The following is a 21,576-nucleotide window of genomic DNA, read 5'->3' on the forward strand; positions in this document are numbered from 1 at the left end:
AGGGTGAAAGAATAATGAAACGTGAACATTCGCAGCGCACGCCCAAAATTGTCGTGATCGGCGGTGGTACGGGTCTCTCCGTCATGCTCAGAGGCTTGAAGGAAAAGCCGGTGGACATCACAGCAATCGTAACGGTTGCGGATGATGGAGGAAGCTCCGGCATTCTCAGAAATGAAATGCAGATGCCCCCGCCCGGGGACATCCGCAACGTGCTGACGGCACTCGCTGATGTCGAGCCTCTTCTGTCGCTGATGCTCCAGTATCGATTTCAGTCAGGAACCGGATTAGCCGGACACAGTCTGGGAAATCTAATTCTGGCAGCGCTAACCGATATTACCGGTGATTTTGTGACTGCCGTTCAAGAAATGAATCGTGTATTTGCTGTCAAAGGCAGGGTACTGCCGGCATCGAGTCAAGCGATCGTGCTCAAAGCGATCATGGAAAACGGGGCTCTCGTTACAGGCGAGTCCAAAATCCCAAAGGCAGAGGGACGCATCAAACGCGTTTCTATCGAGCCTGCGGGTGTGATGCCGCTGCCGGAAGCCATACAGGCCATACAGGAAGCGGACGCCATCATTTGCGGTCCTGGAAGTTTGTACACCAGCTTGTTGCCGAATTTGCTCGTTCCCCAAGTTGCGCAAGAAATTATGAAATCAGACGCAGTGAAGATGTTCATCTGCAATGTCATGACACAGCCCGGAGAGACCGATGACTATTCGGTCAGCGATCATTTAGACGCTTTCCATGACCATTTAGGGCATCATTTGTTTGATTATGTCATCGTGAATAACGGCGAAATTCCTCCCCAAGTCCAAGCGAAATACGCAGAGAAGGGCTCGAAAGCAGTTCATCTGGATCTGGATGAAGTGACGAAGAGGGGATACCGGGTCATTGCAGACCGGCTCGTGTTGTTCCGAACCTATCTGCGCCACGACGCTGAGAAGCTGAGTGACCATATTTATCAGCTCGTTGAAAGCTGGATGTTAAGGAAGAGGTGAGACCTTTGTCCTTCGCGGCACAAACCAAAAAAGAATTAACCCTTGTTGAAACGGAAGCGTGTTGCGAGAAAGCGGAGCTGTCCGCGTTAATCCGGATGAATGGATCCGTTTCGCTATCGAACGGACGCGTCATTCTCGATATATCAACCGAAAATGCCGCAATCGCAAGAAGAATCTATACCCTCATAAAGAAGACGTATAAACTGCATACCGAGCTGCTTGTACGCAAGAAGATGCGTCTTAAGAAGAACAATGTATACATCGTTCGCGTTCCAGGACAAGTGCAAGAGCTGCTAGGCGATCTGAAAATCGTTTCCGAAGGCTTTATTTTTACCCCTGGAATTGAAAAAGAGATTGTTCGCGGAAACTGCTGCAAGCGCGCTTACTTGCGCGGTGCTTTCATGGCCGGGGGCTCGGTAAATAATCCGGAGGGTTCTTCGTACCATCTGGAGATCGCTTCCATCTATGAGGAGCATTGCCGGGCGCTCACGCAGCTTGCGAATAGGTTCGACTTGAACGCTCGTTTCATCGAGCGCAAAAAAGGCTTCGTTCTTTACATCAAGGAAGGCGAGAAGATAATCGAGTTCCTGAGCCTCATCGGCGCCCATCAGGCGCTGCTTCGTTTTGAAGACGTTCGCATTATGAAGGACATGCGCAATTCGGTAAACAGGATTGTGAACTGTGAAACTGCGAATTTGAACAAGACGATCGGTGCTGCCGTGAGACAAATCGACAATATCCGGCTTCTGCAGCGCAAGGTAGGTCTGGAGAGTCTGCCGGATAAGCTGAGAGAAGTTGCCGAAATTAGGCTTCAGCATCCCGACATGAATCTCAAGGAAGTTGGCGATATGCTCAAAGGGAACGTTAGCAAATCGGGCGTTAATCATCGTCTTCGAAAAATAGATGAATTAGCCGAAAAACTGCGAAATTCTTGAGTCTAGACGGCCTCATATAGCACTTGCTCAAGTTTTTCTCATTTTTTCTAGTGTACTTGCGTGAAAAATGCTATAATGTTAAAACATAGGGTATTTGTACTGTTTTTCAGTAGTAGTTCATATAAGCTCGAGTAGGGGGAATTAGTTCCATGTCCAGACGGCCAGTCGTTGTGAAGTTGAGAACAGGACTTCATGCCAGACCTGCGGCATTGTTTGTTCAAGAGGCAAATAAGTTTTCATCTGAAATCTTCGTCGAAAAAGATGAAAAGAAAGTGAATGCGAAAAGCATCATGGGAATTATGAGCCTTGCGATCAGTACAGGGACCGAAGTCTTCATAAGCGCAGAAGGATCGGACGCCGAGCAGGCTGTAAACGCTTTAGTCACATTGGTAAGCAAGGAAGAATTGGAGAACCAATAATTCGTCAAAAGCTTCCTTTCGGGGAAGCTTTTTTGAAGAATCTCCAACCGGAGAATAAAAGAAGAGGTTCCGCCGGATCAAAGAAGCTCTGCGTGTCAAGTACATGCAGAGCTTCTTTTCATTTTCGCCGTATGTGATTTCAAAAAATGTGAAATGTATGTTAGTATGTAGCATTAGAATTTTTTGTCGTGTTGAGAAATAAAGTTTGATTCTCCAGTAGGAGCGGATCGCAGGATGCCGAATTTTATTAAAAATGAAAGATTGCAAATCGTCATTATTGCTTTAGCTACGGCTATTGCCGAAGGAATCAAGATTCATCCGTTCAGCGGTGATCTCTTTCGTATTGGTCTTGGTGTGAGCACCTTTTTGTTTTTCTTATTATTCATGCGCCATTTGTCTTACATAACAACCGGAATCCTTACAGGATTGTTTAATGTAGTTTTTCAGGCAGTGGAATGGATGATCCATACACAATCTTTTTCTGTAATGGCAAGCTTGCAAAATAATTTGGCTGCAGGCTTTTACTATGTGGTTTTTGCATATGGCATGAGCATGATTCAAAAAACAATCAATGAATATCAGCCTTTTCTTTTAGGCGGAATTGTTTCGCTTATCGATTTTGCTTCCAATGTGACGGAGCTTTTTATCCGCGGGTTGCTGCTGGATACCGGCTTGCTTCATTTTAACGGATGGTTTCTTTTGATGGCAACAGCGGTGGTTCGTAGTTTTTTTGTCATCGGGTTATACAGCAGTATTTCTATCAATCAAATGCGTATTCTACATGCGGAGCAGGAAAAACGAGTGGAACAGATGCTGAATATTGGGGCTGGTTTATACGGGGAAGCCTTTTATCTAAATAAATCCATGGATACGATAGAGTCCATTACCGCCGATAGCTTTGATCTTTATCGTAAATTAAGAGAGGATAATCTGGACGGTTACAGTCAAAAGGCATTAGGGGTTTCACAACAAATCCATGAAGTAAAGAAGGATTCTCAGCGCATTTTGGCAGGGTTACAAAAATTATTTGATAGTGAAATCGCGGTGAATATGGATCTCTCCGAAATTCTCCGCTTTGTCATCAAAGGAAATCAGGGATATAGCGAGATGCTGAAGAAGCAAATCATCATAGAAAAAGAAATGGGCGATGATTTTAACATCAAAAACTACATTCCCATATTGACCATACTCAATAATTTGGTAGCGAATGCCGTAGAAGCCATAAAGAAAGAAGGAACAATAAACATACAAGTTTTTGAAAAAGAAAACGAAACCTTTTTTGTTGTGTCCGACTCCGGAAAAGGCATACCCGAAGACGATTATGACGTCATTTTTGAACCGGGTTTTACGACTAAGTTTAATGTGAAAGGGACCGCGGCAACAGGAATCGGCCTTTCTCATGTACGGGATATTGTTCGTTCTCTCGGTGGAGAGATCAGAGTAGAGACATCTAACAAGGTGAGCAGCAAATTTGTTGTTTGTCTTCCGACAGCCGAATTAAAGGAGGGGTAGTCGATGTCACTTTCGTTTATTATTGTGGATGACGATATCGTTAGCAGACGCATGCTGAAGCATATTATTGAGGACTGTGGACTTGGCGACGTCATAGGCGCGGCGGGCGGGGGGATTGAGGGGGCGCGAATGATCCTTGAGGCGAAACCGGACGTTGTGTTGATCGATTTGTTAATGCCTGATCAGGATGGAATTGAGACGATATCACAATTAAAAAAACAAGGTTTTAACGGGAAGTTTATTATGATTTCGCAAGTTGAAAATAAAGAAATGGTAGGACTAGCCTACCAAAATGGGATCGAATTTTATATTCATAAGCCGATTAACCGTGTGGAAGTAGAAGCCGTATTATTTAAAGTTAGTGAACGGTGGAAATATGAGCGCTATATCATTGAGATTAAGCAATCTCTAGCGAAAATGGAAGGCATCGAATTGCCGTCGGGGCGTGAAGAACGAAGCAGCGTACGTGATATCGTGAAACAAATCCTTATGGATTTGGGGATTATCGGTGAAAGCGGCAGCAAGGACATTATTTCCATGATGGAGATTTTGGTCGAACGCAGAAGCCAGGCTAATCAAGACTTCCCGCCGCTTAAGGAACTATACGAAGCTGTAGCCAGAACCTATAAACAAAGTAAAAATGAGATAGAGAAAGAGAGTAAGACCATTGAACAGCGGATTCGGAGAACGGTTATAGCTGCGTTAACGAACCTGGCGTCCATTGGTTTAACTGACTATAGTAACCCCAAATTCGAATATTATGCCCCGCTCTACTTTGATTTTCAGGATGTACGGATGAAAATGAAGGGAATGGATGAAGAGGTAAGTCCTGATAAAGGCAGAGTGAATATAAAAAAATTTTTACATGTGTTTTATTTGGAGACGCTGGAGAAAATGAAGCAATAAATGAGTTTAAATATGCAAAGTAAGGAATCCGACTTTTGATCAAGAGGTTGGGTTCCTTTTATTCGTGTAATATAACATCACATTTTGAATACGCTTACCATTTTGTGCAAACGGATACATACTTCAAAACCTTAAGTTATAGTGTCTGTGAAACCATGGAATTTGTTTACATGTAAAATTATTTATCATATGGAGGGATCTATTTTTGTAGGATCGTGTAGGGTTGTGAAGGGAGGGGTTAAGATTAAAAACATGAAAGGTTTTATAAAATCTGTGTACGATTATAAACGAAAAGGGGTACTTATATGAAAAAAATTAGTACAGTTTTATTTGCAACGGTATTGGCATTCTCGCTTAGCGCTTGCGGCAATGGCGCGGCTGATTCCAATAAGGCGGCGGATCCGACTAAACCAGCCAATCAAACAGGTGCAGTCAAGAAATACATGATCGGTACCGACGCGACTTACCCTCCTTTTGAATTCCAAAAAGATGGCAAGTATGTAGGTATTGATATTGATTTGATCAATGCGATCGCCAAAGAAGAGGGCTTCGAAGTTGAACTGAAACCTATGGATTTCAAAGGAATTATTCCTGCGATCACGGCCAAACAATTGGATGGTGCCATTGCAGGCATTAGTATTACAGATGAGCGTAAGCAAGTTGTTAATCTGTCCGATCCTTATTATACAGCGGGTCTTTCGCTAGTAGTACGCGAAGATAACACAACGATTAAAAGTCCTGAAGATTTAAAGGGTAAAACAATTGCGATTAAAAAAGGAACATCAGGTGCCAAGCTTGCAGAAGAATTTGGCAAAAAATACGGTGCTCAAATCAAATATTTTGATGATAGCCCATCGATGTACCAGGAAGTCGCGAATAAAAACGCTGACGTAACATTGGAAGACTTTCCTGTAGTTTCCTACAAGATCGCGATTGATCCAAATTCCAAGCTGAAAATCGTAGGAGATCGTTTGAATGGCGACTTATACGGTATCGCGGTAAGTAAAGACAATGCCGAGTTGATGACCAAAATTAACAGCGGCTTGAAGAAGCTGAAAGATAACGGGAAACTTGAGCAAATCGTCAATACGTACATGGCAAAACCTGCAAAATAAATAAGATGAGACTATATACTGCCGCTCTTTCCGACGAAAGAGCGGCAGCAAGGTTGAAAGCTAAAAAAAGGGGGATGGGGATTCGGTGACTTCCTCATTGCAAGTCATTGTGGATGCAATACCCACGTTAATTCAAGGTGCTTTAATTACTTTGAAAATCGTTGTTGTTTCTTTAATAATTGCATTTGTCTTAGGTTTAATAGCCGGCTTAATGAGCACATCCGTGAATAAATTCCTTCGAGGCATTGCAACGGTTTATGTGGATATCATTCGTGGAACACCGCTATTGGTGCAGGTCTTTTTTATTTATTTTGGACTGCCTGTATTCCTGGATATCCGTATTTCGGCGGAGATTGCAGGTATTGTAGCCATTAGTTTAAATGCAGGAGCCTATATCGCTGAAATTTTCCGCGCCGGCATCCTGTCTATCAGCAAAGGGCAAACTGAAGCCGCGCGATCCCTGGGCTTAAACCGATTTCAAACGATGAGATTAGTTGTTCTGCCACAAGCTGTTCGTCGCATGCTGCCTGCTTTTGTGAACCAATTCATTGTCAGCATTAAGGATACATCCTTGCTTTCTGTCATTGGAATTAATGAACTTACGCAGAGCGGTGAAATTATCATTTCATCCAACTTCCGCGCATTCGAGATATGGGGTGTCGTAGGTATCTTCTACTTCATTATCATTTACGCTTTGTCCCGGTTATCCCGCATGCTTGAAAGGAGGTACGCCTTAAAATGATCGTTGTAGAAAACTTGAAGAAGAAATTTGGTTCGAACGAAGTACTGAAAGATATTTCAACTACGATTCGTGAAAAAGAAGTCGTTTGCGTGATCGGACCATCCGGTTCCGGTAAAAGTACATTTCTGCGTTGCCTGAATCTTCTTGAGGATGTAACTAGCGGCAAAGTCGTGATCGGCGATGTGGAAGTCACTTCACCCAATACGAATATCGATAAATTACGTGAAAATGTAGGGATGGTATTTCAGCTGTTCAATTTATTTCCCCATTTGACCGTGTTGGAAAATATTATGCTGGCCCCGAAACATATTAAAAAGTTGAACAAGCAGCAAAATGAAGAAAAAGCCATGGAGCTGTTGAAAAAGGTCGGTTTGGCGGCAAAAAGGGACGAATATCCCGAACGGTTGTCAGGCGGACAACAGCAGCGTGTAGCGATTGCCCGCGCACTTGCGATGAACCCTCGCGTTATGCTGTTCGATGAGCCGACTTCCGCACTGGATCCCGAAATGGTAGGGGAAGTTTTGACGGTTATGAAGGAGCTGGCTCATGAAGGCATCACGATGATTGTCGTCACGCATGAAATGGGATTTGCTCGTGAAGTGGCGGACCGTGTTATTTTTATGGACGGCGGCTATATTGTGGAGGAAGGCAAGCCCTCCGAAATTTTCGATTCCCCGAAACATGAACGTACGCAAGCATTCCTTAGCAAAGTCTTATAATGGATCGAGAGTAAATCTAATTTTATGGCAAATTTGTTAACGATTAGTGAGAATAAGAAACCTTTTCCGGATTACTACGTCTAATAAACGTGGTCAATGAAGGAAAAGGTTATTTTGCCGTTCTTTACGGATTGGTGTCCGTCTGCCCACACCCCAATTATATACTTTAAAAGGAGTCGGAGCATGAAATCGCATTTAAGAAAAGAGATTACCGTGCTGCTGGCATTTCTCGTTTTTTTAGCCAGCGCAATAACAGCACCAGCCGCTCACGCGGTCTCGGCAAGTTCGTCCTTTATCCTACTGTATATTGATAAGTCGGAAGCTTTCGTGAATGAAGAGCAAATTCATTTGGATTCTCCGGCTACGATCATTAATGGCAGTACCTTCGTACCGGCCAAATTCCTCGGAGATTCGATGAAATTCAAGGTGGAGTGGAACGATGCGACACGCACGATCCAGATGACGCCTTCGGGTTATGATATCGTTCTTAGCGCAGATAACAAGACAGTAACTACGAATGGCGTAGACACGCCGTTTGATACGGTTGCCGCTATCGTTAACGGCAGATTGCTCGTGAAGCTGACTTGGCTTGCCGACTACATGGGCGCTAAATATACCTACAATGAAGAACTGCGTCGTGTGGAAATTGTACATTTCCAAACGCCTGAAGGCATTTATATTGACCAGGACAGCAATTCCAGACCGGTTGCCAAGTTCACGACGGCGAAGCCTGCATACCGGCTTGGCGAGCCTGTGAAATATATTGATTTGAGCTATGATCCAGATGCCGAAGGCATTGCGTCCTACGAGTGGGTCGGCAACAAAGAAGTATTTTTCAAAGCTGGGAAATATCCGGTATCGCTTAAAGTATCCGATCGTCATGGGCACGTGAGCAAAGTGTTCCAAAGTTTTGTGACAGTAACGGATGAGCCGTACTTGAGTGAAGTTGAATACCCGATTTATACGAAGCCTGTGGGCGGGTTTATTAAGTCGGATTGGGGAACGATCTGGTCCCATTTTAACCAAATGCCTGCAATCCCTAAGAAAGTAACGGAAGTGAGCGACCGTAAACTGCTGGTCAGCGACAGTCCGGAAGAGTTTACGGAAAAAGGGATCTTGTATCAAGACAACATCAACGGTAAAGCCCGCTTGTATGCAGATCATATTAACGGCACGAAGCAAAAGATGACGATGGCGATCTTCGCTACAAACAATAGCGATAAGCCGGTAACGATCCAAACGATCAACAAAGGCGAGGTATACCCTTCCGTCTACGCTAACCTGATCGGCAGCGAAGCATCGGTGGATTTCTTGCTGAACAATGTTTATGACCAAAAGTTAACTGTACCTCCGCATCAAACGTACGTATACGCGAAGCTGCCTGACTTCCATCCGGGTCAAGGCGTGAATCTGTTCTATGACGTGGAGACTGACGGAGAATTGCAAATATCGTTTGCGGTTACCGATCAAAGACTGACGCCTACAACTGTGAAGGAGCTGCCTTTTCTGGCTTTTAATGGCCATGTGCGGGGATCCTTCCCGGTATCTGAGTTAAAATGGGATATTGATGCTTCGAGCTTTACGAAGACATCGGTACTAACCATCGGTGATAACAAAACCGATCTTTTCGTTAAAGGCTACGACGTGATGCGTAAGCAAAATGTGGAGAACAGCGGCAACTACGGCGTTGTTTATAAAATCCATGCCAATAAGCCGCGTAAAATGGCCGTGATGATCATGGCGAAGGGTGGCGTCTTCAAGGGTCCATTCAAAATTAACGGTGAAATCATACCGGTCCCGGCCTCCGGCGTAATTACCGCATTCGATGGTATGCAAGTGCTGGCGCGTACGACGGGAACTGAGGATGCGTTAGATATCGAGTTTACGCCTCCGGCGGGCTCGGCATTCCCGATTGATCTGATTTTCTACCCGTTGGAAGAGAAGAAATAAGGTTTAGAAAACAAAAAACACTGACGTCTGCGTATGGCAGAACGTCAGTGTTTTTCTTTTTTCATACGCGCTCGATGACTTTGTCGATGAGTCCGTATTCTACCGCTTCATGTGCACTCATGAAGTTATCGCGGTCGGTATCCTTCTCGATGCGTTCGAACGTTTGTCCTGTGCGCTCCGCGAGGATTCTGTTCAGGTTGTCTCTCATTTTCAAAATGCGCTTCGCGCGAATTTCGATGTCGGAGGCTTGACCTTCAGCGCCGCCGAGCGGCTGGTGAATCATGACTTCACTGTTAGGCAGCGCAAAACGCTTGCCTTTGGCGCCTGCAGTCAGCAGGAAAGCGCCCATGGAAGCGGCCATGCCGACGCAGATCGTGGACACGTCCGGTTTAATAAACTGCATGGTATCGAAAATCGCCATGCCGGCTGTGATCGAGCCGCCCGGGCTGTTGATGTAGAGGCTGATATCTTTATCAGGATCTTGTGCGGCCAGGAAAAGCAGCTGGGCAATGATGGAATTCGCTACAACATCGTTGACGCCGGTGCCGAGGAAAATGATGCGGTCCTTCAGCAGACGGGAGTAGATGTCATACCCTCTTTCACCGCGCGCGTCCTGTTCTACGACCATAGGGATAAAACTCATAAGAATTACCTCCTTCAATAGGTAAATGGTTCTAATGGGTTGGTGCTTATACTTTTAACAGTATCTACAAGTATGATAACTAAAAAACGTGCAAAGGTCAAGAAAGGTCAAACTATAACAACAAAAAAATCAGTTTTGCAACTGATTTCGTTCTTTAAGGACGCGCCCGAAGGGAATCGAACCCCTATCTCAGGCTCCGGAGGCCTACGTCATATCCATTGGACCACGGGCGCACAGATGTATTAAAAGTGAAGCAAGGGTTATTATATGACAGACGCACGAAAAAAGCAAGACTGCAAACCCTTACAGTCCAATTTGACGAAAAAGTTTGAACTTTTGTTGAATATTGAGGGGGAATTGGTTATAATGTGCTTGTAAGGCAATTTTTTTTCGCCCGGGTGGGACACAAAATGTATACCCGGGACATAAAACGTCCATCATTTGGAGCAGGAGCGTTGTCGGTCGTCATTATGAGAGAAATTCTTGACATTCAAAAACAGCTCTTGCCGGATTTAATGGACGTCATGAAAAAGCGCTATTCGATCCTGCAGCATATTCTCGTTTCCGGTGTAGTCGGACGAAGAACATTAGCTTCTTCGCTGGACATGACGGAACGCGTGCTCCGCGGCGAGGTGGATTTTCTCAAGGAGCAGGGATTGCTTGAAACCGATGCTTCGGGGATGAAGATCAGCGAGTCCGGTCGCAGGCTGCTTGAAGCCATGGAGCCAATCATTAAGATGGCTTTTGGTTTGACGGATTTGGAAGAAAGCATCCGCAAAGCGTTCCAGATCTCTCAAGTCATCGTCGTCCCGGGGGACTCTGATACTTCAACCTTCGCTAAGAAGGAGCTTGGACGAGCGGGCGCGGCAGCATTGCGCAAATATGTGTCCAAGGACGATATTATCGCCGTAACGGGCGGATCGACCATGGCACAGATTGCGAACAACCTGGCGATTTCATCGAAGATGAAAGGGAGCTGGTTCGTTCCGGCGCGAGGCGGGCTTGGCGAAAGCGTGGATATGCAAGCGAACACGATAGCATCTATTATGGCCAAGAAGACAGGCGGGAAATACAGGCTGCTGCATGTTCCGGACCACCTTGGCGAAGAAGCGTATCAGTCGCTGATTCAAGACCCTCAGATTCAGGAAGTTGTCAATGCGGTACGCAGTTGTCGCATCGTCGTACACGGAATCGGGGATGCTATGGTAATGGCGCGCAGACGCAAGGTTGACGCTGAGACGACGCGCACTTTGCAGGCGGATGGCGCTTTGGCAGAGGCATTCGGGTACTATTTTGACCGGCAAGGGAATGTGGTTCACAAGATGCCGACCGTAGGGCTTAGGCTGGAGGATCTCCAGCGTGTCGAAGTGGTGATCGGCGTGGCCGGCGGCAAGAGTAAAGGCGAGGCGATCGCTTCCGTGCTTCGTCACGGGCAGGAAGATGTGCTGGTGACCGATGAGGCAGCCGCACTCGAAATCATGAAGCATGTGTAAGGCATCATGACGTGTGTCTTTGACGCCGTCTTGAAATATAATTATTTTTTAACTATTAGGAGGAATTCGCTATGGTAAAAGTAGGTATTAACGGTTTCGGACGTATCGGACGTAACGTGTTTCGCGCAGCATTGAACAGCTCTGAAGTTCAAATCGTTGCAGTTAACGATCTGACAGATGTAAAAACTTTGGCTCACTTGCTGAAATACGACACAACTCACGGTAAACTTGACGCTACAGTTGAAGCTGGCGAAGGCGAACTGATCGTGAACGGCCGTTCCATCAAAGTATTCGCTGAGCGCGACCCTGGAAACCTTCCTTGGGCATCCGTTGGCGCAGAAATCGTTGTTGAATCTACTGGTATTTTCACAGCGAAAGAAAAAGCTTCCCTTCACTTGAAAGGCGGCGCTAAGAAAGTGATTATCTCCGCTCCGGCAACTGACGAAGATATCACCATCGTTCTTGGCGTTAACGAAGATAAATACGATCCGGCGGCTCACACAGTAATCTCCAACGCTTCTTGTACGACGAACTGCTTGGCTCCATTTGCAAAAGTAATCAACGATAACTTCGGTATCGTAAAAGGTATGATGACAACTGTTCACTCCTATACGAATGACCAGTCCGTTCTTGACCTGCCGCACAAAGACCTTCGTCGTGCTCGCGCAGCAGCTGAGAACATCATTCCTTCCAGCACTGGCGCAGCAAAAGCAATCGGCCTGGTTCTGCCTGAATTGAAAGGCAAACTGAACGGTATGGCTATGCGCGTTCCTACACCTAACGTTTCCGTAACTGACCTGGTTGTTGAAACAAAAGTGAACGTAACGGTTGACGAAGTAAACGCAGCTTTGCAAAAAGCAGCTAACGGTTCCCTGAAAGGCATCTTGAACTACACAGATGCTCCGCTTGTATCTAGCGACTTCAATGGCGACCCGGCTTCCTCCACAATTGACGCACTTTCCACAATGGTAGTTGGCGACAACTTGCTGAAAGTGGTTTCCTGGTACGATAACGAGTGGGGCTATTCCAACCGCGTTGTTGACCTTGCAGCTTTCATCGCAAGCAAAGGTCTGTAATTCATAAACAAACACATATAAAGAGGAGAAGCGATTCTCCTCTTTATGTATGATATTAGGTATAATGAAAGTTGTTTAAAATTGCCAGGGAGGGTCTGTCCATGAATAAGAAAAGTGTTCGCGACGTTGAAGTAGCAGGTAAAAGAGTGTTTGTCCGCGTTGATTTCAACGTACCTTTGGAAAACGGTCAAATCACGGACGATACGCGTATTAGAGAAACGCTGCCTACGATCAAATTCTTGATCGAGCAAGGCGCTAAAGTGGTTCTGGCGAGCCATCTGGGCCGTCCGAAAGGTCAAGTAGCAGACGAGCTTCGCCTGACTCCAGTTGCTGCAAGACTATCCGAGCTGCTTGGTAAGCCGGTTGTTAAAGCGGACGAAGCTGTCGGCGAAACGGTAAAAGCGCAAGTAGCAGCTTTGCAAAACGGCGACGTTCTGCTGCTCGAAAACGTTCGTTTCTACGAGGGCGAAGAGAAGAACGACCCGGCTTTGGCTCAAGCTTTTGCTGAACTTGCTGACCTGTACGTGAATGATGCGTTTGGTGCGGCTCACCGTGCCCACGCTTCCACTGAAGGCATTGCGCACCACCTTCCAGCCGTATCCGGATTGCTGATGGAGAAAGAACTGGATGTGCTCGGCAGAGCGCTGAACAATCCGGAGCGTCCTTTCACTGCGATCGTCGGCGGTGCGAAAGTAAAAGACAAAATCGACGTCATTAACAACCTCTTGAACATCGCAGACAACATCATCATTGGTGGCGGCCTGTCCTATACATTCCTCAAAGCACAAGGTTACGAGATCGGTAAATCCCTTGTGGATAACGAGAAATTGGATCTGGCGCTGAGCTTCATCGCGAAAGCGAAAGAAAAAGGCGTAAATTTCTTGCTTCCGGTAGATATCGTTGTTGCTGATAAATTCGGCGCTGACGCTAATACGCAAATCGTAGGCGTGGACGGTATTCCTGCTGAGTGGGAAGGTATCGACATCGGACCTAAAAGTCGTGAGATCTATGCGGACGCGATTGCTAAATCCAAACTTGTTGTTTGGAACGGACCTATGGGCGTATTTGAAATCGAGCCATTCTCCCATGGAACTCGCGCAGTAGCCGAAGCATGCGCAACGGCATCCGGTTATACAGTAATCGGCGGCGGCGACTCTGCAGCAGCGGCTGAGAAATTCCATTTGGCGGACAAAATGGATCACATCTCCACAGGCGGCGGCGCATCCTTGGAATTCATGGAAGGCAAAGCATTGCCGGGCGTTGTAGCCTTGAACGATAAATAACTTAAGGTTAAAGGAGGCATATCAAATGAGCAGAAAACCGATTATCGCGGGTAACTGGAAAATGTTCAAAACCGTTTCCGAAGCGGTCAGCTTCGTGAACGAAGTAAAAGGCAAAGCGGAAGTAGACGGCGTGGAGAGCGTAATCTGCGCTCCTTATACGAACCTTCCTGCTCTTGTTGAGGCAGTTAAAGGCACGACACTGCACGTTGGCGCACAAAATCTTCACTTTGAAGACAACGGCGCTTTCACAGGCGAAATCAGCGGCATTATGCTGAAAGAGCTTGGCGTTGAATATGTCATTATCGGACACTCCGAGCGCAGAGCGTACTTCGCTGAAACCGATGAGATCGTGAACAAAAAAGTCGCGGCTGCGTTCAAACACGGCTTAACTCCGATCGTTTGCGTAGGCGAAAAGCTCGAAGAGCGTGAAGCGGGCCAAACCAAAGACGTTTGCAAAGTGCAAACGGAAGCGGCTTTCCAAGGAATTAGCGCAGAGCAAGCGGCGCAAGTCGTTATCGCTTATGAGCCAATCTGGGCAATCGGCACAGGCAAGTCCTCAACTGCAGCGGATGCACAAGACGTTATCGGCTATATCCGTCAGCTAGTAAGCGGCTTGTATGGCGCTTCCGTAGCTGATGCGGTTCGCATCCAATACGGCGGCAGCGTGAAGCCGAACAACATTGCTGAGTACATGGCTCAGCCTGACATTGACGGTGCGCTTGTAGGCGGAGCAAGCTTAGAGTCTGCTTCCTACATTCAGCTCGTCGAGGGGGCGAAGTAAGATGTCCAGACCGAAACCGGTAGCACTGATCATTCTGGACGGCTTCGGGCTTCGTTCAGAAGAACAGGGCAATGCCGTTGCTCATGCGAAAAAGCCAAACTACGACCGTTACTGGTCGACTTATCCACACACAACCTTAACCGCCTGCGGCGAAGCCGTAGGTTTGCCGGAAGGCCAGATGGGGAATTCTGAAGTAGGGCACTTGAACATCGGTGCAGGCCGTACCGTGTATCAGGACCTTACTCGGATTTCGAAGTCGATTCGTGACGGCGAATTCTACGACAACGAAACGCTGCTAGGTGCTGTGCGTCACGCAAAAACAAACGGTAAAAAGCTTCACCTGTACGGATTGCTCTCCGATGGCGGTGTACATAGCCACATTCAGCATTTGTTCGCTTTGCTTGACCTGGCCAAAAAAGAGCAGCTTGATGAAGTGTACATTCATGCATTCCTGGACGGCCGCGACGTAGCGCCGGACTCCGCGAAGAAGTACATGGAAAGCTTGCTGAACAAAATCGCCGAAGTCGGCGTAGGCAAAATCGCGACCGTTCAAGGCCGCTACTACGCGATGGACCGCGATAAGCGCTGGGAGCGTACGGAGAAATCTTACCGCGCCATGGTTTATGGCGACGGCCCGACTTACACCGATCCGATGAAAGCGATCATTGAATCCTACGAGAAATCCGTATTCGATGAGTTCGTGATGCCGACGGTTATCGTAGGCGAAGACGGCAAGCCGGTAGGACTTGTAGAGTCAGGGGATGCAGTTGTATTCTTCAACTTCCGTCCTGACCGCGCGATCCAGCTTTCGCAAGTATTCACGAACGAAGATTTCCGTGGTTTCGATCGTGGCGAGAATACAGCGAAGAACCTTTACTACGTTTGTCTGACATTGTTCAGTGAATCTGTAGACGGTTTCGTAGCGTATCAACCTAAAGATCTGGATAACACGCTCGGCGAAGTGCTTGCGCAGAACAATCTGACACAGCTTCGCGCTGCTGAAACTGAGAAATATCCGCACGTTACCTTCTTCTTCAGCGGTGGGCGCGATGTGGAATTACCGGGCGAAACCCGCCTGCTTATTGCTTCGCCTAAGGTTGCAACGTACGATCTGAAACCGGAGATGAGTGCTTATGAGCTGGCAGATGCTGTTGTTACAGAGATTGAAACCGAGCGTCATGATGTGATCATCTTAAACTTTGCGAATCCGGACATGGTGGGTCACTCCGGACTTCTGGAGCCAACGGTGAAAGCCATTGAAGCTACGGACGATTGTTTAGGCAAGGTTGTAGAAGCGGTACTCGCCAAAGGCGGCGTTGTATGCATCACAGCCGACCACGGTAACGCCGATGTGGTTACGAATCCGGATGGAACTCGTAACACCGCGCATACGACAAATCCAGTGCCTTTTATTGTGACGGACAAATCTGTTACACTAAGAGATGGCGGAATTTTGGCAGATATTGCTCCAACGATGTTAGACTTCTTGGGCGTTCAAAAACCAGAGCAAATGACCGGATCCACCATCCTTAACAAATAAATATACCATTTATAAAAGGAGTGTTTTTACGATGACAATTATTTCTGATGTTTACGCACGCGAAGTCCTGGACTCCCGCGGTAACCCAACTGTTGAGGTGGAAGTGTACCTCGAATCCGGCGCTTTCGGCCGTGCAATCGTACCTTCAGGCGCTTCCACAGGCGCATACGAAGCCGTTGAGCTTCGCGACGGTGACAAAGGCCGTTACCTCGGTAAAGGCGTTCTGAAAGCTGTTGACAACGTTAACGAAATCATCGCTCCGGAAATTATCGGTCTAGACGCACTTGATCAAGTCGGCATCGACAACAAAATGATCGAGCTTGACGGAACTCCTAACAAAGCAAAATTAGGCGCTAATGCTATTCTTGCGGTTTCCATGGCAGTAGCTCGCGCAGCTGCCGACGCTTTGGACGTGCCTTTGTACGTATACCTTGGCGGTTTCAACGCTAAAACATTGCCTGTTCCAATGATGAACATCATCAACGGCGGCGCGCATGCGGACAACAACGTTGACGTTCAAGAATTCATGGTTCTGCCGGTTGGCGCACCTACATTCAAAGAAGCTCTTCGCGTTGGCGCAGAAATCTTCCACAGCTTGAAATCCGTTCTGAAAGAAAAAGGCTTGAACACTGCAGTTGGCGACGAAGGCGGTTTCGCTCCTAACTTCACTTCCAACGAGGAAGCAATCACAACGATCCTTACAGCAATTGAAAAAGCCGGTTATAAACCAGGCGTTGACGTATTCCTGGGTATGGACGTAGCTTCCACAGAGTTCTTCAAAGACGGCAAATACCATCTTGAAGGCGAAGGCAAATCCTTCACATCTGCTGAATGGGTTGAATTCCTTGCTGCATGGGTTGATAAATATCCAATCATCACGGTTGAAGACGGCTGTTCCGAAGACGATTGGGAAGGTTGGAAATTGCTGACTGAGAAATTGGGCAACAAAGTTCAACTCGTTGGTGACGACTTGTTCGTTACGAATACAACTCGCCTATCCACAGGTATCGAGCAAAACATCGGTAACTCCATCTTGGTTAAAGTGAACCAAATCGGTACACTGACTGAGACTTTTGATGCGATCGAAATGGCTAAACGCGCTGGATACACAGCTGTTATCTCCCACCGTTCCGGTGAGAGCGAGGACAGCACTATCGCTGACATCGCGGTTGCGACTAACGCCGGTCAAATCAAAACAGGTGCTCCGTCCCGTACGGACCGCGTAGCGAAGTACAATCAATTGCTCCGCATTGAAGATGAATTACACTCCGTAGCTCAATACGCAGGTAAAAAAGCGTTCTACAACTTGAGAAACTTCAAGTAAGATTCTGCGTAGGATAAAGTAGCGATATAACTAAATACACCACCGAGAGGGGATTGCTGTATATGAGCAACTGGTTGAAAACTATTTTATTCTTAATAGGTTCAGCGCTGCTTACTCATCTGCCGCTGATCCCCTCTTCTTTTTTCCGGAATCTCGATACGATGGTGCACGAGTTTGGGCATGCGGCAATGACTCTGGCGCTCTCCGGTAAAGTGATGTACATTGAGTTGTACGCCAATCACAGCGGGGTAACTTACTCGGCGATCACGAATTCGTGGGCACTGCTACCCGTTTCATTAGCCGGGTATTTCACGGCTTCCTTGTTTGCTTGGTTTCTATTCTCGGCTTATGCGAGAGGGAAGCAAAGACTTGGCCTACAGGTCATGACCGTGTTGGCCGTCCTATCGTTGGTGCTCTTCGTCAGAAACATGTTCGGCATAACTTGGTTAATCGGGTTTATCGTGATAACTATTCTGGTGTTAGCTTTGACACCAAAATGGCTGCGCGATTTTTATTACTTGCTGGTCGCCTTTATTTGCTTGGAGGAATCGGTCTTCGGGCCCTTTTCCTTGGTCGTCTATGCACTGAATAACGCTCGCAGTGCTGGAGATGCTACGAACTTGGCGCTGCATACGGGTGTTCCCGCCGTTGTTTGGGCGTTGCTCTTTACATTGTTCTCCCTTTGGTGTGCGAAAAGGGCCGTGCAGGCCTTTCTAGGGCGGAAGAAAGGTTCCAGGGCACAAAGGCCCCAAACATCGTATACGACCTATCGAGATTAATCACCATCAACGAAATAATAGCCTGCGGCGAGTTTTGTGTAATAACACATAGCTCGCCTTTTTGTTGTGCGTAAATTAGGCAGGATACCGGTAGCAGGTTGTATTGCGGCCATAAGCCAATTGAGGCTGGCAAACTACCAAGACCTAGGTCTAGGTTCAAACTAAACCTCGGACAGTTATCGTTTTTGTATATATTTGTTAATCTTATTGTCGTAGAAGATGTTTCTCACGATTAGCCTGGAGATAGAACTTGGCGATGAACTTGGCGATGAGCTGGAGATGCGATTACCATCGTGGGCATTGACTGATTGATTCAATTAACGACTATGAGGTGAACATAATGATTGCTTATAGAATAGATAACAATTCGGAGCATAGCATTTATGTTTTATTGACTGATACGGGGACCTTGTTCACAACGTTGATCAAGACATTTACCGGCGCTCCTTATAACCATGCTTCTCTGGCGCTGGACGCAGAGTTGAACGATTTGTTCAGCTTCGGTCGCAAATGCCCAACGAACCCTTGGGCTGCAGGGTTTGTTGAAGAGGATGTCTATGAGGGGACTTTCCGTCAATTTCCAGACACTCGATGCTTACTGCTCCGTTTGCCGATTTCGCAGCAGCAGCGTGCCGATGCAAAACGCTTCATCCAGTCTTTTCAGAGGGAGGAGCAGTCCTATCGGTACAACATCATTGGATTGCTAGGCGTGCTGCTCCATCGCGATATCGGACCGAAAGACGCTTATTTTTGCTCCCAGTTTGTCGCTGAAACGCTGCGCAATATCGGGCTTACCTTATGGGATCGGCCTTCAGGGCTGGTGGCGCCTAACGATTTTCTCCGTCATCCTGCGTTTGAAAAGGTATATGAAGGATATCTTTACGACTACAAGCTTCTTGATAAAGAGAGGTTAAGCTACGAGCGACGTGTGACGGATCTTTCGATCCCATTGAGGGGGCAGGCGTTTTGATGGATGAAGTCATGGAGTTCTTGCGCAGCTTCGGATCCGCCGGGCTGTTTATTCACGCAATGATCGATGCGATTATTTTTCCGATTCCGGCTTTTTTTCTGCAATTGTCCTTGAGCGCTTTAAACCCCGAGAACGCTATATGGTTGGCCACTCTGGGGTATGCCGGTTGTTTGGCAGGGACGCCTATTGGCTATGCCATAGGCCGAACATCGGGAAATCTCGTTCTGGCAAGATTCATGAAGAAGAAGTGGTTGGATTCCGCCACAACGCTGTTCCGCCGACATGGAGAAAAAGCCATTCTCATCGGATCTTTCACACCGATTCCGTTCAAGCTGTTCACGATCATGTCCGGATGTATGAATTATCCATTATGGAAACTGCTCGGGTATGCCGCAATCGGGCGCGCGGTTAAGTTCTATGTGGTAGGAATTCTGTTTTACATCTATGGACGTGCAGCAGAGCATATGGTCGATCGGGTGCTTGGCATTACACTACTGGTGGTCGGTGTTCTATTCTCTGTGGTGTGGCTGCTGATAAGCAGGTTTCGTAAACGGAAGAAGCTTGAACGGACCGTAGTCCGGATGGAGGAACGATGATATATGAGGGGGAAAGAAATGCACTGGGTGAAGAAGGTTGATCACCGGATGTTTGTCTGGTGCAATCAAAAGCTAAACCACTCGATTCTGGACCGGTTGTTCGGATTCATTACCCATATGGGCGGAGCGACGTTCACGATTCTATGTTCCATGCTTGTCGCTTGCTTTGCACCGGCTGATTGGAGCCGGGTCGGAATGCAAAGTTTAGCGGCTTTGACTTTCAGTCACTTGATTGCCGTTATTATCAAGAAAAAAATACGGAGAAACCGCCCATTTCGCGTACTGCAGCAAGTGAGGCTAGGGAAATATCCACTGAAGGATTACTCGTTTCCATCCGGTCATACGACTGCCATTTTTGCACTCATAACCCCTTTTCTTTACTTGTGGGCAACCGGAGTTGCTCTGTTATTAATCGTTCTTGCGGCATTAGTCGCATTTTCCCGCGTATATTGGGGATATCATTACCCTACAGATTGCATAGCAGGCGGTACGGTCGGAATCGGAACAGCTTTGTTGGTGGTTTATCTGACGAATCCTTTATTCATATAATGGAGTATTCCTCCTTTTCTTGTAATCTAGGACAAACTATGCTAAAATACTCATGCTAGTTGTATAAGCATAGAACAAGCAATTGGGGTGCTGACATGGAAATCTTTATGAAAGTTTTGTTGATCATAGCTTCGATCGGATTAATTTGCGTTGTATTACTGCAAAAAGGAAAAAGCGCAGGCTTGTCCGGTGCCATCTCCGGCGGTGCTGAGCACCTGTTCGGCAAGCAAAAAGCACGCGGTCTGGAATTATTCCTATCCCGTTTTACGATGGGGCTTGCTGCTGCATTTTTCATTCTCTCGATTGTCGTAGCATACGTAGTGAAAGGCTAACACATAAAACGATAACAGCAGGGGAAATCTACTCCTGCTGTTTTTTCTTTTTACTCAGCCATTCACCTATGTTGGGAGTTGGACGACATCGAGGATCGAATTTACAAATCAACCGACCCTTTCTTTTGGCTAGGCCGTGGAACGAATCGTGATATGGGCATTCTGATGGTACATGGATTCACAGGATCGCCTTCGGAGTTCAGACGAATTGGTTATGTGTTACAGGATCAAGGGTATACCGTTAACGCGGTAAGATTACCCGGACATGGGACAACACCCGAAGAAATGATGCGAACCGGATGGACGGATTGGTATGGGCATGTGCTGGAGAGTTACGACAAGCTTGCCGCTGCATGCAAGAGCGTTGTCGTTATGGGACATTCGATGGGAGGCCTGCTGGCTTTGAAGCTGGCTGTAGAGCGTCAGACGGCAGGCATAGTAACGCTGGCAACACCAATATTTCTGGCGACTAGGAAGATAGTGTTCGCGTCACTGATTCAACATTTCATTGAATATATAGAAAAGAAACCCAAAAACAACCCCACTTTGTTAGATGAGTCATGTGCGTATACCAAAACGCCGATTCGCTGCGTCGTTAGTTTGCGTAAACTGTTAAAACAGGTGAAAGGCCTGCTGCCTCAGGTGGAAGCCCCCATTTGGATCGGCCAGGGGAAGAAAGATGCCGTTGTCCGGCATGAGAGCGCTGCGTTTTTACATCAACAGATCCGTTCAAGCGTAAAAGAAATTCATTATTATCCGCAGTCATCGCACGGTATGCTGCTGGATCAAGAGAGAGAGCAAATCTATGCAGATATTTCTTCGTTTATCCAATCCCTACAGATGGAATACTATGAAATAAGGGAAACTGGTGTAGCGGCTGAAGGAAGCTAGGCTCAACCAACAACAAGAAGGTG

22 protein-coding genes and 1 tRNA gene are annotated in these 21,576 nt (G+C 46.9%); 21 read left to right on the top strand and 2 right to left on the bottom strand.

From position 1 onward, the window contains the following. The first annotated feature begins 14 nt into the window (after window positions 1–14). The 9 genes from mgfK (at window position 15) to ICC18_RS28005 (ending at window position 9,296) form a co-directional block, all read left to right on the top strand. On the top strand, window positions 15–998 hold the full coding sequence (gene mgfK, locus ICC18_RS27965; protein ID WP_188177715.1) for a gluconeogenesis morphogenetic factor MgfK: 984 nt from the start codon (window positions 15–17) through the stop codon (window positions 996–998). Between the two features lie 5 nt (window positions 999–1,003). Next, window positions 1,004–1,933 carry a DNA-binding protein WhiA gene (whiA, locus tag ICC18_RS27970; protein ID WP_188177716.1) on the top strand — a complete coding sequence of 310 codons (930 nt, stop codon included), beginning with the start codon at window positions 1,004–1,006 and terminating at the stop codon, window positions 1,931–1,933. 149 nt (window positions 1,934–2,082) lie between these two features. Further along, the gene (locus ICC18_RS27975; RefSeq protein ID WP_028555561.1) at window positions 2,083–2,352 is read left to right on the top strand and encodes an HPr family phosphocarrier protein; all 270 of its coding nucleotides are present in this window, start codon (window positions 2,083–2,085) and stop codon (window positions 2,350–2,352) included. Between the two features lie 261 nt (window positions 2,353–2,613). Next, a complete protein-coding gene (locus tag ICC18_RS27980; protein ID WP_223192932.1) occupies window positions 2,614–3,864 on the top strand; it encodes an ATP-binding protein in 1,251 nt (416 codons plus the stop codon). A gap of 3 nt (window positions 3,865–3,867) precedes the next feature. Further along, window positions 3,868–4,770 (top strand): response regulator, encoded by a 903-nt coding sequence (locus tag ICC18_RS27985; RefSeq protein ID WP_188177718.1) that lies wholly within the window; start codon window positions 3,868–3,870, stop codon window positions 4,768–4,770. Window positions 4,771–5,075: 305 nt separating this feature from the next. Next, window positions 5,076–5,885, top strand: coding sequence for a transporter substrate-binding domain-containing protein (locus ICC18_RS27990; protein WP_188177719.1), 810 nt, complete (start codon window positions 5,076–5,078; stop codon window positions 5,883–5,885). An 85-nt stretch (window positions 5,886–5,970) separates the two neighbouring features. Next, complete coding sequence (locus tag ICC18_RS27995; protein ID WP_188177720.1) at window positions 5,971–6,627, top strand: amino acid ABC transporter permease; 657 nt, start codon at window positions 5,971–5,973, stop codon at window positions 6,625–6,627. Beyond that, window positions 6,624–7,346 carry an amino acid ABC transporter ATP-binding protein gene (locus tag ICC18_RS28000; protein WP_188177721.1) on the top strand — a complete coding sequence of 241 codons (723 nt, stop codon included), beginning with the start codon at window positions 6,624–6,626 and terminating at the stop codon, window positions 7,344–7,346. Before ICC18_RS27995 ends, ICC18_RS28000 begins: the two co-directional genes overlap by 4 nt. Window positions 7,347–7,529: 183 nt before the next feature. Continuing rightward, on the top strand, window positions 7,530–9,296 hold the full coding sequence (locus ICC18_RS28005; protein WP_188177722.1) for a stalk domain-containing protein: 1,767 nt from the start codon (window positions 7,530–7,532) through the stop codon (window positions 9,294–9,296). Window positions 9,297–9,357: 61 nt separating this feature from the next. On the opposite strand, the gene clpP is transcribed toward ICC18_RS28005, so the two are convergent. After that, on the bottom strand, window positions 9,358–9,939 hold the full coding sequence (gene clpP, locus ICC18_RS28010; protein ID WP_188177723.1) for an ATP-dependent Clp endopeptidase proteolytic subunit ClpP: 582 nt from the start codon (window positions 9,937–9,939) through the stop codon (window positions 9,358–9,360). Window positions 9,940–10,100: 161 nt separating this feature from the next. After that, window positions 10,101–10,172: transfer RNA gene (locus ICC18_RS28015), tRNA-Arg, on the bottom strand. A gap of 237 nt (window positions 10,173–10,409) precedes the next feature. On the opposite strand from ICC18_RS28015, the gene ICC18_RS28020 reads away from it, so the two are divergent. The 12 genes from ICC18_RS28020 to ICC18_RS28075 all read left to right on the top strand — a co-directional run bounded on the left by ICC18_RS28020 (window position 10,410) and on the right by ICC18_RS28075 (window position 21,553). Beyond that, window positions 10,410–11,432, top strand: a complete 1,023-nt coding sequence (locus ICC18_RS28020; protein ID WP_188177809.1) for a sugar-binding transcriptional regulator — start codon at window positions 10,410–10,412, stop codon at window positions 11,430–11,432. 71 nt (window positions 11,433–11,503) lie between these two features. Further along, window positions 11,504–12,508, top strand: coding sequence for a type I glyceraldehyde-3-phosphate dehydrogenase (gene gap / locus ICC18_RS28025; protein WP_188177724.1), 1,005 nt, complete (start codon window positions 11,504–11,506; stop codon window positions 12,506–12,508). A gap of 101 nt (window positions 12,509–12,609) precedes the next feature. Beyond that, window positions 12,610–13,791, top strand: coding sequence for a phosphoglycerate kinase (locus ICC18_RS28030; RefSeq protein ID WP_188177725.1), 1,182 nt, complete (start codon window positions 12,610–12,612; stop codon window positions 13,789–13,791). Window positions 13,792–13,816: 25 nt separating this feature from the next. After that, window positions 13,817–14,572, top strand: a complete 756-nt coding sequence (gene tpiA / locus ICC18_RS28035) for a triose-phosphate isomerase (protein WP_188177726.1) — start codon at window positions 13,817–13,819, stop codon at window positions 14,570–14,572. A 1-nt stretch (window position 14,573) separates the two neighbouring features. Continuing rightward, window positions 14,574–16,112, top strand: a complete 1,539-nt coding sequence (gene gpmI, locus ICC18_RS28040; protein ID WP_188177727.1) for a 2,3-bisphosphoglycerate-independent phosphoglycerate mutase — start codon at window positions 14,574–14,576, stop codon at window positions 16,110–16,112. Window positions 16,113–16,143: 31 nt separating this feature from the next. Continuing rightward, window positions 16,144–17,436: a phosphopyruvate hydratase gene (gene eno / locus ICC18_RS28045; protein ID WP_188177728.1), complete on the top strand. Its 1,293-nt coding sequence runs from the start codon at window positions 16,144–16,146 to the stop codon at window positions 17,434–17,436. 62 nt (window positions 17,437–17,498) lie between these two features. Beyond that, on the top strand, window positions 17,499–18,215 hold the full coding sequence (locus tag ICC18_RS28050) for a M50 family metallopeptidase (RefSeq protein WP_188177729.1): 717 nt from the start codon (window positions 17,499–17,501) through the stop codon (window positions 18,213–18,215). Window positions 18,216–18,555: 340 nt separating this feature from the next. After that, a complete protein-coding gene (locus ICC18_RS28055; protein ID WP_188177730.1) occupies window positions 18,556–19,185 on the top strand; it encodes a C40 family peptidase in 630 nt (209 codons plus the stop codon). Between the two features lie 11 nt (window positions 19,186–19,196). Then, entirely contained in the window at window positions 19,197–19,781 is a 585-nt protein-coding gene (locus ICC18_RS28060) for a YqaA family protein (protein WP_188177811.1), read from the top strand. 3 nt (window positions 19,782–19,784) lie between these two features. Then, complete coding sequence (locus ICC18_RS28065; protein ID WP_223192933.1) at window positions 19,785–20,330, top strand: phosphatase PAP2 family protein; 546 nt, start codon at window positions 19,785–19,787, stop codon at window positions 20,328–20,330. A gap of 95 nt (window positions 20,331–20,425) precedes the next feature. Further along, a complete protein-coding gene (secG, locus tag ICC18_RS28070; RefSeq protein ID WP_188177731.1) occupies window positions 20,426–20,662 on the top strand; it encodes a preprotein translocase subunit SecG in 237 nt (78 codons plus the stop codon). 78 nt (window positions 20,663–20,740) lie between these two features. Beyond that, the gene (locus tag ICC18_RS28075) at window positions 20,741–21,553 is read left to right on the top strand and encodes an alpha/beta hydrolase (RefSeq protein WP_223192934.1); all 813 of its coding nucleotides are present in this window, start codon (window positions 20,741–20,743) and stop codon (window positions 21,551–21,553) included. Window positions 21,554–21,576 lie beyond the last annotated feature (23 nt).

It is taken from the genome of Paenibacillus sedimenti, from assembly GCF_014534655.1.
Lineage (GTDB): Bacteria > Bacillota > Bacilli > Paenibacillales > NBRC-103111 > Paenibacillus_E > Paenibacillus_E sedimenti.

Excerpts from the sequence above, each read along its gene's own strand:
- ICC18_RS28050 (WP_188177729.1), top strand. The coding sequence starts at position 17,499 with ATGAGCAACTGGTTGAAAACTATTTTATTCTTAATAGGTTCAGCGCTG.
- gap (WP_188177724.1), top strand. The coding sequence starts at position 11,504 with ATGGTAAAAGTAGGTATTAACGGTTTCGGACGTATCGGACGTAACGTG.
- secG (WP_188177731.1), top strand. The coding sequence starts at position 20,426 with ATGGAAATCTTTATGAAAGTTTTGTTGATCATAGCTTCGATCGGATTA.
- ICC18_RS27985 (WP_188177718.1), top strand. The coding sequence starts at position 3,868 with ATGTCACTTTCGTTTATTATTGTGGATGACGATATCGTTAGCAGACGC.
- ICC18_RS28030 (WP_188177725.1), top strand. The coding sequence starts at position 12,610 with ATGAATAAGAAAAGTGTTCGCGACGTTGAAGTAGCAGGTAAAAGAGTG.
- ICC18_RS28000 (WP_188177721.1), top strand. The coding sequence starts at position 6,624 with ATGATCGTTGTAGAAAACTTGAAGAAGAAATTTGGTTCGAACGAAGTA.
- tpiA (WP_188177726.1), top strand. The coding sequence starts at position 13,817 with ATGAGCAGAAAACCGATTATCGCGGGTAACTGGAAAATGTTCAAAACC.
- clpP (WP_188177723.1), bottom strand. The coding sequence starts at position 9,939 with ATGAGTTTTATCCCTATGGTCGTAGAACAGGACGCGCGCGGTGAAAGA.
- eno (WP_188177728.1), top strand. The coding sequence starts at position 16,144 with ATGACAATTATTTCTGATGTTTACGCACGCGAAGTCCTGGACTCCCGC.
- ICC18_RS27990 (WP_188177719.1), top strand. The coding sequence starts at position 5,076 with ATGAAAAAAATTAGTACAGTTTTATTTGCAACGGTATTGGCATTCTCG.
- ICC18_RS27975 (WP_028555561.1), top strand. The coding sequence starts at position 2,083 with ATGTCCAGACGGCCAGTCGTTGTGAAGTTGAGAACAGGACTTCATGCC.
- gpmI (WP_188177727.1), top strand. The coding sequence starts at position 14,574 with ATGTCCAGACCGAAACCGGTAGCACTGATCATTCTGGACGGCTTCGGG.
- ICC18_RS28005 (WP_188177722.1), top strand. The coding sequence starts at position 7,530 with ATGAAATCGCATTTAAGAAAAGAGATTACCGTGCTGCTGGCATTTCTC.
- ICC18_RS28020 (WP_188177809.1), top strand. The coding sequence starts at position 10,410 with ATGAGAGAAATTCTTGACATTCAAAAACAGCTCTTGCCGGATTTAATG.
- ICC18_RS28060 (WP_188177811.1), top strand. The coding sequence starts at position 19,197 with ATGGAGTTCTTGCGCAGCTTCGGATCCGCCGGGCTGTTTATTCACGCA.
- ICC18_RS28055 (WP_188177730.1), top strand. The coding sequence starts at position 18,556 with ATGATTGCTTATAGAATAGATAACAATTCGGAGCATAGCATTTATGTT.
- ICC18_RS28065 (WP_223192933.1), top strand. The coding sequence starts at position 19,785 with ATGAGGGGGAAAGAAATGCACTGGGTGAAGAAGGTTGATCACCGGATG.
- mgfK (WP_188177715.1), top strand. The coding sequence starts at position 15 with ATGAAACGTGAACATTCGCAGCGCACGCCCAAAATTGTCGTGATCGGC.